We start from the raw sequence: 18,630 nt of genomic DNA, 5'->3' as shown, positions 1-18,630 counted from the left end.
ACCCATGGATACGATCAGGATGCCCGAGCGAACCTATTATGCCCCACAGGGGGGCCATCCCGGCCAGAACGAGCTTTTGACCGGGCGCGCCGTCTTCACCGAGGCCTATGCGGTCATCCCCAAAGGCGTGATGCAGGACATCGTGACCAGCCCGCTGCCGTTCTGGGACAAGACCAGGGCTTGGATCATCGCAAGGCCGCTGTCGGGCTTTGCCGAGACGTTTTCTCAGTACATCGTCGAGGTTCTGCCGGGCGGCGGCAGCGACCGGCCGGAACCTGACTCCGGCGCCGAAGGCGTGCTGTTCGTGGTCGAGGGGGAACTCACCGTATCGCTCGCCGGCAAAAAGCATGTGCTTGCCGCCGGTGGCTTTGCCTTCCTGCCGCCGGCAAGCGGCTGGACGGTGCGCAACGAGAGCAGCGCTGCCGTCCGCTTCCACTGGATCCGCAAGGCCTATGAGGTGGTCGACGGCCTGGACACGCCGGAAGCCTTCTTCAGCAGCGACCAGCAGGTGGCGCCGACGCCGATGGCCGGCACCGAGGGCCGCTGGGCGACGACGCGTTTCGTCGATCCGGACGACATGCGCCACGACATGCACGTCACCATCGTCACGCTCGAGGCGGGCGCGGTCATTCCCTTCGCCGAAACCCATGTCATGGAACATGGGCTCTACGTGCTCGAAGGCAAGGCGGTCTACCGGCTGAACCAGGACTGGGTCGAGGTCGAGGCCGGCGACTTCATGTGGCTGCGCGCCTTCTGCCCGCAGGCCTGCTATGCCGGCGGCCCCGGAAAATTCCGCTATCTGCTCTACAAGGACGTCAACCGGCACGCCAAGCTCGGCGGCTATCTCGGAGGCCGCGCGCGGTGAGCCGCATCGTCGCGCAGCCGCTGAGCCGCGAAAACTTCGCGCCCTTCGGCGACGTCATCGATATGGGCGGCGACAACCGCTACCCGATCAATGGCGGCAAGGCGATCCGCTATCATGATCTCGCCACCGCCGAGGCCGCTGGGCCGAATGCGCGCGTGCTGATCTCGATGGTGCGCGGCAAACCCTATGAAATGCCGCTGAAGCTGACCATGGTCGAGCGCCATCCGCTCGGCAGCCAGGCTTTCATCCCGCTGTCGCCACGGCCGTTTCTGGTCGTCGTCTGCCACGATACCAAGGACGGGCCGGGCGAACCGCATGGCTTCATCGCCGCGCCCGGCCAGGGCATCAACTACAAGCGCAATATCTGGCACGGCGTGCTGACGCCGATCGGCGAGGAGCAGGATTTCCTCATCGTCGATCGCGGCGGCGATGGCTCCAACCTCGAAGAGTTTCATTTCTCGCATCCTTACGAAATCCACCTTCCCTGAAAGCCCGTGATTTCATCATGACCGACATTTCACTGATCGACCGCCTCCTCGACGTGATCGAGCACGACATCGTGCCGAAGACGGCAGAAGGCGTCGCCCATGGCAACAAGCTGTTCGGCGCGGCGATCCTGCGCAAGGTCGACCGGTCGCTGGTGCTGGCCGAGACCAACAACGAGATGGAAAACCCGCTCTGGCATGGCGAGGTGCATTGCCTGAAGCGTTTTTACGAGATGCCCAGAGCCGAACGCGTCGACACGAAAGAGGCCATCTTCATTGCCACCCATGAGCCGTGCTCGCTCTGCCTGTCGGCGATCACCTGGACCGGTTTCGACAATTTCTACTATTTGTTCAGCCACGAGGACTCGCGCGACAGTTTTGCCATCCCGCATGATCTCAAGATTTTGAAAGAGGTCTTCACGCTCGACCCCGGCGGCTACAATGCCGAGAACGCCTATTGGAAAAGCTTTTCGATCCGCCGGCTGGTGCGGGCCCTGCCCGAGGTCGAACGCCAGCGGCTGGAGACGCGGATCGGCAGGATTTCCGCACGCTATGACGAACTGTCCGACGCCTATCAGGCGAACAAGGCCGCAAACGACATTCCGCTGAGTTGATGGTATGAGACAGGTCGCATATTTCGCTGCTCCAGTCGCGAATGGCGATTGAAAGTTTTCGTGCCGCGGAGCGTTATGCCTGCCATGAAAACCATCACCGAATTTCCCCGTAAGGTCGTCGAATTTCCCGACATGGGTATCGTCATGCCCGATGGCTGCCGGTTGTCGGCGCGGGTGTGGATGCCGGAGGATGCGGGCGACGATCCAGTACCTGTCATCCTTGAGCATCTGCCCTACCGCAAGCGCGATGGAACGATCTTTCGCGATCAGCTTACCCATCCCTATTTCGCCGGGCACGGCTACGCCTCGATCCGCGTCGACATGCGCGGCAATGGCGATTCCGAAGGGCTGATGGACGACGAATATTCCGAGCAGGAACTGCAGGACGCCTGCGATGTCATCGCCTGGGCGGCGGCGCAGCCCTGGTGCAACGGCAATGTCGGCATGATGGGCATCTCCTGGGGCGGCTTCAACTGCCTGCAGGTGGCGGCCAAACAGCCGCCGGCGCTCAAGGCGGTTATCAGCCTGTGCTCGACCGTCGACCGCTATGCCGACGACATTCACTACAAGGGCGGCTGCCTTTTGAACGAGAATTTCGGCTGGGCCTCGACCATGCTGTCCTATTCGTCGCGGCCACCGGATCCGCTGATTGCCGGCGACAACCGCTGGCGCGATCTGTGGCTGAGACGGCTGGAGAACCAGTCCTTCCTTTTGCCGCTCTGGCTCAGCCACCAGCATCGCGACGCCTATTGGAAGCGCGGCTCGATCTGCGAGGATTTTTCCGCAATCAAAGCCGCAGTGCTGTCGATCGGCGGCTGGCATGACGGCTACCGCAACGCGATCTCGCACCTCGTCACCAACATCGAGGCACCGGTCAAGGGCATCGTTGGACCGTGGATACACAAATACCCGCACTATGCGGCCCCCAAGCCGGCCATCGGCTTCCTGCAGGAAGCGCTGCGCTGGTGGGACCACTGGCTGAAGGGCGCCGAGACCGGCGTCGAGGCCGATCCCGACTATCGCGCCTATGTGATGGACAGCGTGCGCCCCGCTCGCTGGCATCCGGAGCGGCCCGGCCGCTGGATAGCCGAGCAGGAATGGCCGTCGTCCAACATAACGATTGAAACGATCGAACTCGTTTCCGCTGATGCAGGACCTTCCATCGTCGCTTCGCCGCAGACCTGCGGGCTTGCCGGCGGCGAATACTTTCCCTTCACCTTCGGCCCGGAATTGCCTGGTGACCAGCGCCCTGACGACGGGCTGTCGGCGTGTTTCGACCAGCCTGAGCTCACCAAGCCGATCGAGATCGTCGGCGCGCCGGAGCTTGAGATCCAGTTTGCCTCCGATCGGCCCCAGGCCAACATCGCGGTCCGGCTTTGCGACGTGCATCCCGACGGCGCCTCGGAACTTATCTCCTATGGCGTGCTCAATCTGACGCACCGCAAGTCGCATAAATTCCCCGAGGCGCTGGTCCCAGGGGAGACAGTTTCGGCGCGTGTCGTGCTCGATCAATGTGCCTACCGCGTGCCGGCCGGCCATCGTTTGCGCGTCGCCGTTTCGACCGCCTACTGGCCTGCCATCTGGCCCTCGCCGGAGCCGGTACGGCTGACCTTGTCGGCGGCCTCGCTATCTGTGCCGCTGCGCCTGCTCGCAACAGGCGACGAAGTCGTCTTCGGCGAACCGGAAGGCGCCACGCCCTGGGCGACCGAGACGGTTCGACCCGCCAATTCCGAACGCCATGTCGACCGCGACGAAAAGACGGGAATCGTCACGCTTTCCATTGCGGATGATTTCGGCGAGGTGCGTGATCTCGACCACGGCCTTGTCAACGGCAGCATCGCCCGCGAAACCTGGACCATCCATCCTGACGATCCTCTGTCAGCCTCCGGGAAAACACATTGGACGCAGACCCTGTCGCGAAATGGATGGTCGGTCCGTACCGAGACATGGGCGCAGATGCGGTCGGATGCGCAAAACTTCATCGTCAGCGCCAGAATCGAGGCCTACGAAGGCGAAAACCTCGTCTTCGAGCGCGATTTCGACGAAAGGGTCCCGCGCGCGCTGGTCTGAGTGCTGAAACCGTTGGTCCAAATGCGACGTGCGATTTACGCCACGGCATGTCGCATTCGGTCTTGCTTACCGCTTTCCCTTGCGGTCATTATTCCCCTCACAAGAAGCAAGAAAATCGACCACAGAGTCGAACCAACAGAGTGAGGAACTCAAAATGTCGAATGAACTCGAATTCCTTAGCCGGCGCGTTGCAGCAGGCAAGCTGAGCCGTCGTGATTTTCTCGGCCGGGCGGCAGCGCTCGGCATCGCCGCACCCTTCGCCAACTCGCTGCTTTCAAGCGCGGCGCGGGCGGCCGGTCCGGTCAAGGGCGGCACGCTGAAGGCCGGCCTGGTCGGCGGTGAATCCACCAACAGTCTCGATCCGGCCCTGTTCATGACCCAGGTGCCGTTCGCCTTCGGCAAGTGCTGGGGCGAAATGATCGTCGAGCTGTCGCCCGACGGCAAGCTCGAGAACCGCATCGCCGAGGAGATCGGCTCGTCCAAGGACGCCAAGACCTGGACGCTGAAGATCCGCGACGGCGTCGAATTCCACAACGGCAAGAAAGTGACCGCCGAGGACGTCGCCGCGACGCTCGAGCGCCATTCCGACGAGAAATCGAAATCCGGTGCGCTCGGCTACATGAAGGGCATCGAAACCATCAAGGCCAATGGCAAGGAAGTGGTGCTGACGCTGAAGGAAGCCAATGCCGACCTTCCCTACCTGCTCAGCGACTATCACCTGATCGTGCAGCCCAATGGCGGCAAGGACAAGGCCGACGCCGGCATCTCGGCCGGACCCTATAAGGTCACCACCAACGAGCCCGGCGTGCGCCATGGCGGCGAGCGCTTCGCCAATTACTGGCAGAGCGACAAGATGGGTCATGCCGACCAGATCGAGATCATCGTCATCAACGATGCGACTGCGCGCACGGCGGCCCTGCAGGGCGGCCAGGTCAACATGATCAACCGCGTCGAGCCGAAGATCGTCGACCTGATCAAGCGCGTGCCGGGCGTGACCATCCGCAACCACGCCGGTCCGGGCCACTACGTGTTCATCATGCATTGCAACACGGCGCCGTTCGACAACAACGACCTGCGCATGGCGCTGAAGCTGGCGATCGATCGCGAAGAGATGTTGACCAAGGTGCTGCGCGGCTACGGTTCGCTCGGCAACGACTTCCCGATCAACTCCGCCTACCCCCTGTTCACCGAAATCGAACAGCGCAAGTACGATCCGGACAAGGCGAAATTCCACTACAAGAAGTCGGGCCATGATGGCACCGTGCTTTTGAGGACCTCCGACGTCGCCTTCCCGGGCGCGGTCGATGCCTCGCAGCTCTTCCAGCAGAGTGCTGCCAAGGCCGGCATCAAGATCGAGCTCAAGCGCGAGCCCGGCGACGGCTACTGGAACGAGGTCTGGAACAAGCAGCCCTTCTGCGCTTCCTATTGGGGCGGCCGCTCGACGCAGGACCAGATGTACTCGACCGCCTACCTGTCGACCGCCGACTGGAACGACACGCGTTTCAAGCGCCCGGATTTCGACAAGATGGTGCTGGCGGCGCGCGCCGAACTCGACGAGGCCAAGCGCAAGCAGATGTACCACGACATGGCGGTCATGGTGCGCGACGAAGGCGGTCTGATCCTGCCGATGTTCAACCAGTTCATCGACGCCACCGGCGCCAAGGTCGATGGCTGGGTGGACGACCCGCATCAGGAGCTGATGAACGGCTACGCCCTGGCGAAGTGCTGGCTGCAGGCCTGAGTCCGGCTTTGCAGAGATGTCTTCACCCATCCTGAAACTAATCGCCCAGCGCATCGCGCTGGGCATCCTCCTTTTGTTGGCCATTTCGGTCCTGATCTTTGCCGGCACGCAAATCCTGCCCGGCGACGTCGCGCAAGCCATTCTGGGACAATCGGCGACACCGGAGTCGCTCGCCAATCTGCGCGAGCAGCTTGGACTGAACGACCCCGCCTATATCAGGTACTTCCATTGGCTCGGCGGCGTCTTGACCGGCGACCTCGGCACGGCGATGTCGAGCGGGCAGGATATCGCGACCTCGATCAAGGGCCGGCTGTGGAACACGCTGTTCCTCGCCTTCTGGGCGGCGATCGTGGCCGTGCCGCTGGCAATCATCCTTGGGCTGATCGCGGTGCGCTATCGCAATGGCTGGGTCGACAGGCTGATCTCCGGACTGGCGCTCGCCTCGACCTCGTTCCCGGAATTCTTCATCGGCTATCTCCTGGTCTATTTCTTCGCGGTGAAATGGCAGATCTTCCCTGCCATCTCCACCGTCTATGACGGCATGCCCTTCGGCGAACGCATGCAGGCCATCGCGCTGCCGGCCACGGCGCTGACGCTGGTGGTGCTCGCGCACATGATGCGCATGACGCGGGCGGCGATTCTCAACGTCATGCAGTCGGCCTATGTCGAAACGGCGGAACTCAAAGGGCTTTCGGCCTTCTCCGTCATCCGCAGGCACGCCTTCCCGAATGCCATCGCGCCGATCATCAATGTCGTCATGCTGAACCTCGCCTATCTCATCGTCGGCGTCGTCGTGGTCGAGGTGATCTTCGTCTATCCCGGCATGGGACAGTATCTGGTCGACCACGTCACCAAGCGCGACGTGCCGGTGGTGCAGGCGGTCGGCCTGATCTTCGCCGCCGTCTACATCAGCCTCAACATCATCGCGGACATTGCGGCGATCGTCGCCAATCCGCGTCTCAGACATCCAAAGTGAGGGGGCGGGCATGCTCGATATAAAACGCATCCCCATCCCCGCTCTGATCGGCCTGGTGCTGACAGCCCTGTTCGTGCTCGCGGCGATCCTCGCGCCGTGGATTTCGCCCCACGACAATGCCGAGATCGTCGGCGACGTCTGGGAACCGATGTCGGCGGCGCATTGGCTTGGCACCGACAATCTCGGCCGCGATCTCTTGTCGCGCATGATCTACGGCGCCCGGATCACCCTGTTCATCGCCGTGCTGGCCACCGCGCTGTCGTTCTCGCTCGGCGCCATACTGGGTTTTTCGGCGGCTGTGTTCGGCGGCTGGTTCGACACGATCCTGTCCCGCCTCGTCGATCTCCTGATGTCGATCCCGACACTGATCATGGCCCTGGTCGTGCTCTCCGTGCTGCCGACCAACCTGGTGACGCTGATCCTGGTGATGGGCATTCTCGATTCGACGCGCGTCTATCGCCTGGCGCGCGCAGTCGCCGTCGACATCAACGTCATGGACTATGTCGAAGCGGCCAAGCTGCGCGGCGAAGGCAGCGCGTGGATCATCTTCCGCGAGATCCTGCCCAACGCGCTGTCGCCGCTGGTCTCCGAGCTCGGTCTGCGCTTCATCTACGCGGTGCTGTTCCTGTCGACGCTGTCCTTTCTCGGTCTCGGCGTGCAACCGCCAGACGCCGACTGGGGCGGCATGGTCAAGGAGAACAAGGACGGCATCGTCTTCGGCATCGCCGCCGCGCTCATTCCCGCGGCCGCGATCGCGGCCCTGGCGATCTCGGTCAACCTAGTGGCCGACTGGGTACTGAACCGCACGACAAGCCTGAAGGGAGGACGCGGCTGATGGCTGACGGCAAGGCAAAGTCCACTCCCCTGCTCGACATCCGCAATTTGCGCATCGAGGCGACGGTCTATCCGCCTGGTGAGGCGCCGAAGACCATCACGCTGGTCCACGACGTGTCGCTGACGCTGGAGAAGGGCAAGGTGCTGGGCCTGATCGGCGAATCCGGCGCCGGCAAGTCGACGATCGGCCTGTCGTCGATGGGCTATGGCCGCGGCGGCGTGCGCATCACCGGCGGCGAAGTCATTCTCAACGGCCGTGACATCCTGAAGGGCGGCAAGGACGAATTCCGCAAGCTGCGCGGCCGCGAGGTCTGCTATGTCGCGCAATCGGCGGCAGCCGCCTTCAATCCGGCGCACAGGCTGATGGACCAGGTTGTGGAAGCCACGCTGCTGCATGGCACGGCAACCCGCGCGGAGGCCGAGAAGCGGGCCGTCGCGCTGTTCAAGAAGCTCAGCCTGCCCAATCCGGAAACCATTGGCGAACGCTTTCCACACCAGGTTTCAGGCGGCCAGCTGCAGCGCGTCATGACGGCAATGGCGCTGTGCTCCGAACCCGACCTGATCGTCTTCGACGAGCCGACCACAGCGCTCGACGTGACGACGCAGATCGACGTGCTGTCGGCGATCAAGGACGCCATCCGCGACACGCATGTGGCGGCGCTCTACATCACCCATGACCTTGCCGTCGTCGCCCAGGTCTCCGACGAGATCATGGTGCTGCGCCACGGCCGGCTGGTCGAATGGGGAGGCACCCGCCAGATCATCAAGGAGCCTCGCCAGGAATACACCAACGCGCTGGTCTCGGTGCACGAGATCGAGCATGCCGAACAGAACCCGGGCGCGACGCCGTTCCTGTCGGTCAAGAACGTCACCGCCGCCTATGGCGGCGGCCAGGTCAAAGTGCTCAAGAACGTTTCGGTCGACATCTATCCGGGCCAGACGCTGGCCGTGGTTGGCGAATCCGGTTCCGGTAAATCGACGCTGGCGCGCGCCATCACCGGCCTGTTGCCGCCCGAGCAGGGCAATGTGACCTTCGACGGGCGCCCGCTGGCCAACCGGCTTGCCGACCGGCCGAAGGAGGATCTGCGCCAGTTGCAGATGATCTACCAGATGGCCGACGTGGCGATGAACCCGCGCCAGACCGTCGGCACCATCATCGGCCGGCCGCTCGAATTCTATTTCGGCATCCGCGGCAGGGAACGCGACCGGCGTGTGGCCGAGCTGCTCGACGAGATCGAGATGGGCAAGGGCTTCGTCGACCGCTATCCGGCCGAGCTTTCGGGGGGCCAGAAGCAGCGCGTCTGCATCGCCCGCTCGCTCGCCGCCAAGCCGAAGCTGATCATCTGCGACGAGGTGACATCGGCTCTCGACCCGTTGGTGGCCAACGGCATCCTCAAGCTGCTGCTCAACCTGCAGCAGCACGAAAAGGTCGCCTACCTGTTCATCACCCACGATCTGGCGACGGTGAAGTCGATCGCCGATTCGATCGCGGTGATGTATCGCGGCGAAGTGGTGCGCTACGGCTCCAAGAGCAAGGTGCTCACACCGCCCTTCGACGCCTATACCGACCTGTTGTTGTCGTCCGTTCCGGAGATGGAGATCGGCTGGTTGGAAAAGGCGATCAAGGGGCGGCGCATGGCCAGCGCGGGGAACTAGCCAGCCAGCAGCCGCCAGCCAGGGGAGATGGCGGCCGTCATCCGCATGCAACACTAGGGCGCCACACGTCCTTCGGACGGGCGCCACTGGTGTGACGTTGTTTTCAACAAGGGGTAGGACATGAAGACTGAACTCGACCATCTCGCTGATCTCGCTGGCCAGGGCCGGATATCGCGTCGCGACTTTCTTGGCCGCACAGCGGCACTTGGCGTGTCCGCCGCGCTGGCAACGACGCTGGCCGGGAAAGCCTTCGCGCAGAGCCCGGTCAAGGGCGGCATCCTCAAGGCCGGCCTGCAAGGCGGTGAATCGACCAACAGCCTCGACCCGGCGCTGAACCTCAGCCAGGTCACTTTCAGCTTCGGCAAGCAGTGGGGCGAGTATCTTGTCCGTCTCACCCCCGACAACAAGCTGGTGAACCTGATCGCCGAGGATATCGGCGCCTCCAAGGATGCCAAGACATGGACGATCAAGATTCGCGACGGCATCGAATTCCATAACGGCAAGACGGTTGGCGCCGAGGACGTCGCCGCCACCATCGAGCGCCATGCCGACGAGAAATCGAAGTCGGGCGCGCTCGGCATTCTCAAGAACATCAAGGGCGTCAAGGCGAGCGGCAAGGAAGTTATCTTCACGCTCGGCGACGCCGATGCCGACTTCCCATATCTGATGGCCGACTACCACCTCGTCATCCAGCCGAATGGCGGCAAGGACAACCCGAATGCCGGCATCAGCGCCGGGCCTTACAAGGTGACCGTCAACCAGCCGGGCGTTCGCCATGGCGGCGAGCGCTTCGCCAATTACTGGCAGGGCGACAAGGCCGGCCATGCCGACCAGGTCGAGATCGTCGTCATCAATGACGCGACGGCCCGTCTGGCCGCGCTGCAGGGCGGCCAGGTCCACATGATCAACCGCGTTGAGCCAAAGGTCGTCGACCTGGTCAAGCGCATTCCCGGCGTCAGCATCGAGAATGCGTCCGGCAAGGGCTATTATCCGTTCAACATGTTCTGTGACACGGCGCCCTTCGACAGCAACGATCTCCGGATGGCGCTGAAGCTCGCCATGGATCGTGACGAGATGCTGGAGAAGATCCTCCGCGGCTATGGTTCGGTCGGCAACGACTTCCCGATCAATGAGGCCTATCCCCTGTTTACCGCCATCGAACAGCGCAAGTTCGACCCGGAAAAGGCGGCTGCGCTCTACAAGAAGTCCGGCCACAGCGGTTCGATCCTGCTGCGTACCTCCGATGTCGCCTTCCCTGGTGCCGTCGATGCAGCCCAGCTCTACCAGCAGAGCGCCGCCAAGGCCGGCATCAAGATTGAGATCAAGCGCGAGCCGGGCGACGGCTACTGGTCGGAAGTCTGGAACAAGCAGCCCTTCTCGCTCTCCTATTGGGGCGGACGCGCCACGCAGGACCAGATGTACTCCACCGGCTATGTCTCGACCGCCGACTGGAACGACACACGCTTCAAGCGGCCGGAGTTCGACAAGATGCTGTTTGCGGCGCGCGGCGAGCTCGACCAGGACAAGCGCAAGGCGATCTACCACGACATGGCGGTGCTGATGCGCGACGAAGGCGGCCTGATCGTGCCGTTCTTCAACCAGTTCATCGACGCCGCCGCCACCAACAAGATCGGCGGCTTCGCCAAGAGCCCGATCGGCGAAATGATGGATGGTTACGCGCTCGCCGAGTGCTGGCTGAACGCCTGATGTCCATCTGACACTGAAAAGCGCCGCGTGTTCGTGCGACACGCGGCGCACTCGTTTCAACCGACAATCCCATGGAGCCGCCCGTGGCGCTCGACACCAAGCTTCTGCTGATCATCCTCGACGGCGTGCCTTACCGCAACTGGCGCCGGCTAATGGGCAATCTGGAGGGCTGGGTGCAGTCGGGCGAGGCGCGGGTGTGGAAGATGCGTTCCGTGCTGCCGTCGACCTCAGCCTGCTGCTATGCCTCGATCCACACCGGCGTGTCGCCGCAGGTGCATGGCATTCTCTCCAACGAGAACCGCTTCCGCGTCAAACAGCCTGACGTCTTTTCCGAGGTCAGCAAGGCCGGCGGCAAGACTGGCGCCGTCACCCATTCCTACTGGTCTGAGTTCTTCCGATCATACCCGTTCGACCTAGTCGAGGACATGGAATATGACGAGCCGGGCGGTCCGATCACGCATGGCCGTTTCCACACCATGACCGGCTATAATTTGCGCAACCAGATGACACCGAGCGATGTCGACCTGTTCGCGACGCTGACCATGCTGACCCGGCGCCATGGCATCGACTACGGCATCCTGCACACCTGCACGCTGGACTCGATGGGCCACCGTTTCGGCCATGACTGCCACGAAATGGATCATGCCTGCTACGCCATGGACGGCATGCTGGCGGCCTTCCTGCCGGGCTGGATCGAGGCCGGCTACGAGATCATGGTCACCGCCGACCACGGCCAGACCGACCGTGGCCACCATGGCGGCCATGACGACGAGATGCAGGATTTCGCGCTCTATTATTTCGGCGCCGGCAAGGGACCGCAGGCCGACACGCTGCTCGACCAGCTGCAGCTGGCGCCGACCGTGCTGAAGCGGCTGGGCGTGGCAATACCCGAGACGATGAAGGCCAAGCCGTTTTTGGATTAGTGCGGCGATCTTCCCTTCTCCCCTTGTGGGAGAAGGTGGATCGGCGCGGAGCGCCGAGACGGATGAGGGGTGTTCCAGGAAACACCAACGCCTCACTCCGCTGGAACCCCCCTCATCCGTCGCCTTCGGCGACACCTTCTCCCACAAGGGGAGAAGGAAAAATGCGCGGCTCTGGCAAGACAAACTTTCTTCAGCTAGCCTCCGAAAATTCCTTGGCGGAGGATGAACCTTTTTGGACCGATCGGCGACAGAGCAGACAGGAGCCAGGCGGCTCAACCGGCCATGACGGCGGCGGCGGAGACCGATCGCGCGCTTGTCGACCGGGTCGCGAAGGGCGACCGGGCTGCCGTGCGGCTCCTGTTCATGCGTCACCACGCGCGGATCTACCGCTTCGTGGCGCGCCAGACGGGATCGGAAATGATGGCTGACGATATCGCGAACGAGGTGTTCCTCGAACTGTGGCGCCAGGCGCCGGGCTTCGAAGGGCGCTCCGAAGTCTCGACATGGCTGCTCGGCATCGCCCGCTTCAAGGCGCTCTCGCTGCTGCGCAAGAAGAAGGAAGACTGGATCGACGACGAGGCCGCCGCAGCGGTGCCCGACAGCGCCGATACGCCCGAGGTCGTCACCATGAAGGAGGACAAGGCGGCCGCCTTGCGCCGCCTCATCGACGCCCTGCCCGAGGAGCACCGCACGGTGATCGACCTCGCCTATTATCAAGGGCAATCGGTGACCGAGATCGCGCAGGTGCTCGACATCCCGGTCGCGACCGTCAAGACCCGGATGTTCTATGCCCGCAAGAAACTCGGCGAAGCCCTGAAGGCCGCCGGTTACGACAGGGGGTGGCCATGAGCGCCGCTGAAAAGATGTCGCGCCGCGACGAAATGGAAACGTTGCTGCCGTTCTACCTGAACGGTTCGCTCGAAGGTTCGGATCTGGAAGCCATCGAAGAATGGCTGGCCAACGATCCCGCGGCACTTGCCGCGCTTGGCGAGGCGGAAGCCGAGTTCTCCGGCACGGCGGCGGCCAACGAGGCGATCCGTCCACCGGCCGATGCGCTCAGCCGCTTCGCCAAGGCGCTGGACGCGGAGGCAGGGCCGGCTCGGGCGCCGGCAAGCGCGTCCTGGCTGGCGCGGGCCTGGGACCGCTTCATGGCGGTGCCGGTTGGCGTCGCCTGGGCGACGGCCGCGGTCCTGCTGGCCTTGATCGCGGTGCAATCGCTGGTGCAGCCAGGCGGCAAGGGCGGCAATTTCGAGATCGCCGGCACTGAAGACGATCTGGCGAAGATGCCGTTCGCCCTGGTCAAGTTCAAGCCGGACGCCAGGATGGCCGATATTGCCGTCTTCCTCGACACCAACAAGCTCAAGATCATCGGTGGTCCGACCGCCGACGGCGTCTTCAGGCTCGCCATTCCGGCGACGACCGCCGCCGACTACGAGAAGGCGCGCGGTCTTATTGCAGCCCAGCCTTTCGCGGAGACCGTGATCGAGGGAAGGAAGCCCGTTGATGGCGGCTAAGGCGGTCATTCGATTTGCGGCAATGCGAGAGCGGTTCACCGTTTCGCGAAAACGATGGACTGCTCTATCTTCTTGTTTTGATGCAATTCCCAAGGGAAAGCGCTTTGCGCTTTTCCCGAGAAAACCGCTACGCACTTTTCTTGGAATTGCTTTGGCGGCGATGGCAATCGTCACCGTGCCTGCGTCGGCGCAGACCAACGCCACCAATCCGGACCGGGCGAAAATCGATTGTAGCGACGAGGCCAATGCGACGGCAGCCGACTGCGTCAAGGACGGCGGCGCCAAGGGCGGGTCGGGTGCGGCAGAGGCCGGCGCCGTTTTTCTGCCCGCCCTGATCGTCGACCTCTTCCCCAACCCGGCCGCTCCCCCGGCACCGGTGCCGACACCACGGCCGGAGCCCGCGGCACCAGTTGCAGGCAACCAGGCCGGCCCGCCGTCGGGCGGAGCGATCGTCTCGCCGACCGATCTCATCGCCGTTCAGCCGCCGCGCGCCGTGACCGGCGAATTCGTGCCCGACGAGGTGCTGGTGACCGTCGATGGCGATGCCGGCGCGGTGCAGCAGATCGCCGCCTCCTTCGGTCTCGAAGTGCGCTCGCAGCGCCAGTCCCGGCTGCTTGGCACGACTTTGGTGCGCTTCGGCATTCCCGACGGCCGCCCGGTCGGCGTCGTGCTGGCGCAGCTTGCCGCCGACGGCCGCACGCAGCGCCGCGAGCCCAACCATATCTATTCGCTGCAGCAAGCGGCCGGCATCGTCAACTATGCCTTCGACCGCATCGCGCTCGACGCCAAACAGGCCAGTGGCGAAAACGTCCGTGTCGCCGTCATCGATACCGGCATCGACGACACCAATCCGGCTCTGGCCGGCGTCATCGCCGTGCAGTTCGATGCGATGCCCGGCGTGCCGATCGAAAAGCGCGATCACGGCACCTCGGTCGACGGGCTGATTGCCGGGGTCGGCGCGCTGGAAGGCATGGCGCCGGGCGCCAGGATCTACCACGCACGCGCCTTCGAGGGCGGCAAGTCGACCATGGACGTCATCCTGTCGGCGCTCGACTGGGCGGCGGACCAGAATGTCAGCATCATCAATATGAGCTTCGTCGGCCCGAAGAACGACCTGCTCGGTACTGCCTGCCGCAATGCCCGCGCACTCGGCATGGTGCTGGTCGCGGCGGCCGGCAACAACGGGCCGAAGGCGCCCTATGGCTACCCGGCCGCCTTTGACGGCGTCATTGCGGTAACGGCCACGGACGCCAAGGACGGACTGATGCCGCAGGCCAATCGCGGCGCCTATGTCTTCATCTCGGCGCCGGGGGTCGAGATGGTGGCGCCGAGCGGGGCCGGCTCGGACGTCGTCACGGGCACCTCGTTTGCCGCGGCAATCGTCAGCGGCGCCATCGCCAACCTCATCCATGCCGCCCCCGAACGCTCGGCCGACGACATCGAGAAGGCACTGGCCACCACCGCCAGGGATCTTGGCCCGAAGGGCCGTGACAATGATTTCGGCTTTGGGCTGTTGGACATCAAGGCCGCACAGACGGCGAAGGAGTAGCCCGTGACGGCTCAGGCCGCGCGTTGCCGGGGACGGAGCAGGAACCAGAACGCGGCGATGTGCGTGATCATCAGCAGCGGCACATAGATGATCGGGATCGCATAGGTGGCGCCGAATTGTTCCGCGTGTGCGGGAAGGCCGAGCTGCGTGGCATGATAATAGTCGACTAGCAGATCGACCATCCCGAAAAGGTTGAAGGCGACGACGAACGGCCAGAAGAGCCGAGGTATCCGCACCGTGAGCAATGCCAGCATGGCCAGCACCCCTGTTGCGAAGTCGCCGTAGGCGGCGAATGCGGCGAAGCCGGCAGGCAGGTTGGAACCCACGACGCCCGGGAGGATGAAGACGAGGCCGAAGAAGCGGAAGCTGTGCAGGGTGGCGATGGCGCGTTGTGCTGCGACCGGGTCCATTTGCCGGAGCCAGGGCCAGATATACGCGCCGAAGCAAAGCAGCCATGCGACATAGCCCAGAACGAGATGGGTTTGAAATAGGACTTCCGTGGACATCTGAGGTCTTCCCGACAGCCGGTTCACACTGCTTCGAACACCGCGGTCAGGATGCCGAGCCGGCCCTGCATGAGATTTCGACCCAGGTTGGTCGTAAGCTCGGCGAAGTCCGGCCCCATCACCACGCCGAGATTTGGCGAAGGCGGCGGCCCCGATGCGCGCAGTTGCGCGAACCAGGCTCTGGCGGCCTCAGTGTCGTCTTGCCATGCGAGCATGCGGAAGCCGGCCGCTTCGATCGCCGCGCGCGTCGCGTCGGCTGTCAGGAGGAAGCTCGTCGCCGGCATTCGTGCCCAGGGGAGCGGATAGTGCGGTTCACCCTTGCCCAATGCGACGTCGAAGGTGGCAAACCGGCCGCCTGACTTCAATACGCGCCTGGTCTCGTGATAGAGCCGCGCCCGGTTGGAGATGTTCATCGCCACGTGCTGCAGCAGTACGATGTCGAAACGGCCGTCGTCGAACGGAAGCTCCAGGGCATTGGCAGTCTGGAACGACAGCTGCCCGCTCTGTCCCGTGCGTTCGGTCAGATAGCGTGCGGCTTCCACGAAAGGCGCGCTGAGGTCCACGCCAGTAACCCGGCAGCCATAGGTCGCAGCCAGAAAGCGCGCCGGCCCGCCGATGCCCGAGCCGACGTCCAGGACCGACATATCGGCGGCGACCCCCGCCAATTGGGCAAGCTCGGCGGTGGCAGCAAGCCCACGCGTGTGAAACTGGTCGAGGGTACCCAATTGCTGTGGCGTGAGAAGCTGGTCCGCTGGACCAAGGGCGGCCAGTACGGTCTTCAGCCGCTCAGTCAGGCCGGTCGCGCGATAATGGTCGCGCACCCCATCGAGTTCATTGGTCATTGCAAGATGTCTCCGTGCTTCGACCTACTACCTAAGCCCGCTTCCATAATTCGACTATCCCCTGTAATCACAACGACCTATGAAGCAGAACTACACAGTCCGTCATGGTGCGCTGGAGGGCGTCGAGGCGTTCCTGGCTGTCGCAAGGCACCGCAACTTCCGCCGCGCCGCCGCGGATCTCGGCGTGACGCCGTCCGCCGTGAGCCAGGCGGTGCGGGCACTGGAAGCGCGCTTGGGCACCGCGCTGTTCGTCCGCACGACGCGCAGCGTCGGCTTGACCGAGCCCGGTCAGCGGTTTCTTGACCGCGCCGGCCCTGCCTTCGAAGAACTCGTCTCGGCCGGCGAAGCCGCCCGAGATGTCGGCCAGCGGCCAACCGGACTGCTACGCCTGTCCGTGCCCCGGGCCGTCGTGCCGCTGATCCTGGAGCCGATGATCGCGTCGTTCTGCCGAGCCTATCCCGAGATCGAGCTGGAGATCGCCGCGAGCGACGAGATGGTCGATCTCGCGAACGGCGGGTTCGACGCCGGCATCCGCCTCGGCCAATTCGTCGCGCCTGACATGGTCGCGGTGCGGCTGACGCCGCCGTTCAGCTTCGTCGTCGTCGGCAGCCCGGACTATTTTGAGCACAATGGCTATCCCGCGCATGTCGAGGATCTCCGCCACCACGCCTGCTTGCGCTTGCGCCGCTCGAACGGCGCCATCGCGCCCTGGTCCTTCGTCGACGGCAACGAAACGATCGAGGCGATCGTCTCGGGCCCGCTGATCGCGCATGACTATCCGACGTTGCTGGGGGCCGCGATGCAAGGCGTTGGATTGGCGCAAACGCCTCGACCCATTGCCGAGGGTCCGATTGCCCAGGGAAAACTAAAGCCCGTTCTAGAGGGCCTCTCGGCGACGACGCCGGGTGTCTTCCTCTATCATCCCGGCAAGCGCCAGGTCCTGCCGAAGCTGCGCGCCTTCATCGATCATCTCAAATCCGCGGGCTAGGCAGGCGCGCCAGCCACGGACCCCCGCACCACCAGGTCGACCGGCCAGACCTCGCCGCGGGCGCCCTCCTCCAGCCCCGATATGCGTGCCGCCAGCCGCTCGGCAATGCGTGCGCCGGCCAGCCGGATCGACGAGCGCGTCGTGGACAGCGGCACGGAAAAATTCTCCGGCTTCAGCCAGGGAAAGACGTCGTCATGGGCAATCAGCGAGACGTCGCCGGGAATGCTGAGCCCGAGATCACGCACCGCGCGCACGACGCCGAGCGCCATGATCAGGCTGGAGCAGGCGATTGCCGTCGGCGCGCCGTCCTGTTCGAGCAGGCGCCGGGCAGCGCGATAGCCATTCTCCTCGGTCATGACGACGGAGCAGACATGGCGATCGCCCAATGTCAGGCCGCTCGCGGCCAGCGCCCGGCGCAGGCCGCGCTCGCGGTGAATGGCGAAGGTTTCCCTGTCATCGCCGTTGATCAGCGCCAGCCGCCGATGGCCGAGCTGGACGAGCAGCCGGGCCGCCTCGTGGAAAGCGCCTTCATTGTCGATGTCGAGATAGGGATAGTCGAAATCGAAACCCTCGCTGCGGCCATGGACGATGAAAGGAATGCCGAGCGTGTTGACCAGCGCCACGCGCCGGTCGGCGGGCCTGGGCGAAGAGATGTAGACGGCGTCGACCTGCCGGTTGGCGACGATACGCCGGTAGGTCGTCTCCTGATCGTCGGCATCAGCCGGCGATAACACGAGGTCGAGTTCGTGCGAGCGGGCATAGTCGCCCAGGCCGGACAGAAATTCGACGAAGTGCGGGTCGATGTCGACGGCCGCACCCGTCGGCAGGACATAGCCGATCATTCCGGACTTGCCCGTGGCCAGCCGGCGCGCGCTCGGATTGGGGCGATAGCCGTGGCGCTTGGCGGCGTCCATGACGCGCCTGCGGGTTTCCTCGTTGACTTCGGGGTAGCCGTTCAGCGCCCGGCTAACCGTGGTCTGCGAAAGCGCCAGCATATGGGCAAGTTGCTTGAGGTTCACGAGAGGCCTCCCTGCCTCAAAGCGCTTTTAGATTGAATCGACCCAACTACGGTCCGCGACGCGGCCATATCGCAGAGACCATAAGCGTGCCGGGGTTGGGTTTGAAACAAGAATTGCTGTTGCATTGCCAAAAAAGTATGTTGCGACGCACTTTTTCGAGCCCTGGCTGCTGGCAATTAAATCGATTAGTCCGCGGGCCCTCTTGACTCCTGATCGATTCAATGGCGAGATCGGCGAAGCCAAAGCGCTTTGGAAGACTCTTCGAAAGGTTGCGGTTCCCTTGCGACTGAGTCACAGTCCTGCGGCGTCGGCGGGCGGAATGGAGGTTCCGTCCGGTATGT

The 18,630-nt window shown here is 63.9% G+C and carries 17 protein-coding genes; 14 read left to right on the top strand and 3 right to left on the bottom strand.

From position 1 onward, the window contains the following. Positions 1 to 4: 4 nt before the first annotated feature. From EN804_RS27060 to EN804_RS27000, 13 genes are all read left to right on the top strand, one after another. Positions 5 to 865 carry a bifunctional allantoicase/(S)-ureidoglycine aminohydrolase gene (locus EN804_RS27060; RefSeq protein WP_127872920.1) on the top strand — a complete coding sequence of 287 codons (861 nt, stop codon included), beginning with the start codon at positions 5 to 7 and terminating at the stop codon, positions 863 to 865. Then, positions 862 to 1,353: an ureidoglycolate lyase gene (locus tag EN804_RS27055; RefSeq protein ID WP_135921749.1), complete on the top strand. Its 492-nt coding sequence runs from the start codon at positions 862 to 864 to the stop codon at positions 1,351 to 1,353. The genes EN804_RS27060 and EN804_RS27055 overlap by 4 nt, the downstream gene beginning before the upstream one ends. 17 nt (positions 1,354 to 1,370) lie before the next feature. Then, on the top strand, positions 1,371 to 1,964 hold the full coding sequence (locus EN804_RS27050; protein ID WP_135921748.1) for a nucleoside deaminase: 594 nt from the start codon (positions 1,371 to 1,373) through the stop codon (positions 1,962 to 1,964). 84 nt (positions 1,965 to 2,048) lie between these two features. After that, positions 2,049 to 4,034 (top strand): CocE/NonD family hydrolase, encoded by a 1,986-nt coding sequence (locus EN804_RS27045; protein WP_135921747.1) that lies wholly within the window; start codon positions 2,049 to 2,051, stop codon positions 4,032 to 4,034. Between the two features lie 154 nt (positions 4,035 to 4,188). Then, positions 4,189 to 5,775: an ABC transporter substrate-binding protein gene (locus tag EN804_RS27040; RefSeq protein WP_135882789.1), complete on the top strand. Its 1,587-nt coding sequence runs from the start codon at positions 4,189 to 4,191 to the stop codon at positions 5,773 to 5,775. A gap of 16 nt (positions 5,776 to 5,791) precedes the next feature. Further along, positions 5,792 to 6,751, top strand: a complete 960-nt coding sequence (locus EN804_RS27035) for an ABC transporter permease (RefSeq protein WP_135921746.1) — start codon at positions 5,792 to 5,794, stop codon at positions 6,749 to 6,751. A 10-nt stretch (positions 6,752 to 6,761) separates the two neighbouring features. Continuing rightward, the gene (locus EN804_RS27030; protein WP_127275728.1) at positions 6,762 to 7,586 is read left to right on the top strand and encodes an ABC transporter permease; all 825 of its coding nucleotides are present in this window, start codon (positions 6,762 to 6,764) and stop codon (positions 7,584 to 7,586) included. Further along, positions 7,586 to 9,241, top strand: coding sequence for an ABC transporter ATP-binding protein (locus EN804_RS27025; RefSeq protein WP_127275727.1), 1,656 nt, complete (start codon positions 7,586 to 7,588; stop codon positions 9,239 to 9,241). Before EN804_RS27030 ends, EN804_RS27025 begins: the two co-directional genes overlap by 1 nt. Before the next feature lie 120 nt (positions 9,242 to 9,361). After that, entirely contained in the window at positions 9,362 to 10,948 is a 1,587-nt protein-coding gene (locus EN804_RS27020) for an ABC transporter substrate-binding protein (RefSeq protein ID WP_135882787.1), read from the top strand. Positions 10,949 to 11,031: 83 nt separating this feature from the next. Continuing rightward, a complete protein-coding gene (locus EN804_RS27015; protein WP_135921745.1) occupies positions 11,032 to 11,871 on the top strand; it encodes an alkaline phosphatase family protein in 840 nt (279 codons plus the stop codon). Positions 11,872 to 12,153: 282 nt separating this feature from the next. After that, positions 12,154 to 12,720: a sigma-70 family RNA polymerase sigma factor gene (locus EN804_RS27010; RefSeq protein WP_127275725.1), complete on the top strand. Its 567-nt coding sequence runs from the start codon at positions 12,154 to 12,156 to the stop codon at positions 12,718 to 12,720. Beyond that, positions 12,717 to 13,385, top strand: a complete 669-nt coding sequence (locus EN804_RS27005) for an anti-sigma factor (protein WP_135921744.1) — start codon at positions 12,717 to 12,719, stop codon at positions 13,383 to 13,385. The genes EN804_RS27010 and EN804_RS27005 overlap by 4 nt, the downstream gene beginning before the upstream one ends. A 160-nt stretch (positions 13,386 to 13,545) precedes the next feature. Then, a complete protein-coding gene (locus EN804_RS27000; protein WP_135921743.1) occupies positions 13,546 to 14,934 on the top strand; it encodes a S8 family serine peptidase in 1,389 nt (462 codons plus the stop codon). 11 nt (positions 14,935 to 14,945) lie between these two features. Here the strand turns inward: EN804_RS27000 and EN804_RS26995 are convergent, their stop codons facing one another. Beyond that, a complete protein-coding gene (locus EN804_RS26995) occupies positions 14,946 to 15,440 on the bottom strand; it encodes a hypothetical protein (RefSeq protein ID WP_135921742.1) in 495 nt (164 codons plus the stop codon). 23 nt (positions 15,441 to 15,463) lie between these two features. Further along, positions 15,464 to 16,282, bottom strand: coding sequence for a class I SAM-dependent methyltransferase (locus tag EN804_RS26990; protein WP_135882782.1), 819 nt, complete (start codon positions 16,280 to 16,282; stop codon positions 15,464 to 15,466). A 79-nt stretch (positions 16,283 to 16,361) separates the two neighbouring features. Here EN804_RS26990 and EN804_RS26985 point away from each other — a divergent pair, with 79 nt between their 5' ends. Continuing rightward, positions 16,362 to 17,270, top strand: coding sequence for a LysR family transcriptional regulator (locus EN804_RS26985; RefSeq protein WP_135917021.1), 909 nt, complete (start codon positions 16,362 to 16,364; stop codon positions 17,268 to 17,270). Here EN804_RS26985 and EN804_RS26980 read toward each other — a convergent pair. Continuing rightward, the gene (locus EN804_RS26980) at positions 17,267 to 18,289 is read right to left on the bottom strand and encodes a substrate-binding domain-containing protein (RefSeq protein ID WP_135921741.1); all 1,023 of its coding nucleotides are present in this window, start codon (positions 18,287 to 18,289) and stop codon (positions 17,267 to 17,269) included. The genes EN804_RS26985 and EN804_RS26980 overlap by 4 nt on opposite strands. Positions 18,290 to 18,630 lie beyond the last annotated feature (341 nt).

It is taken from the genome of Mesorhizobium sp. M8A.F.Ca.ET.161.01.1.1 (genome assembly GCF_004792105.1).
GTDB lineage: Bacteria > Pseudomonadota > Alphaproteobacteria > Rhizobiales > Rhizobiaceae > Mesorhizobium.
This window is presented reverse-complemented; position numbering and strand designations above follow the sequence as displayed.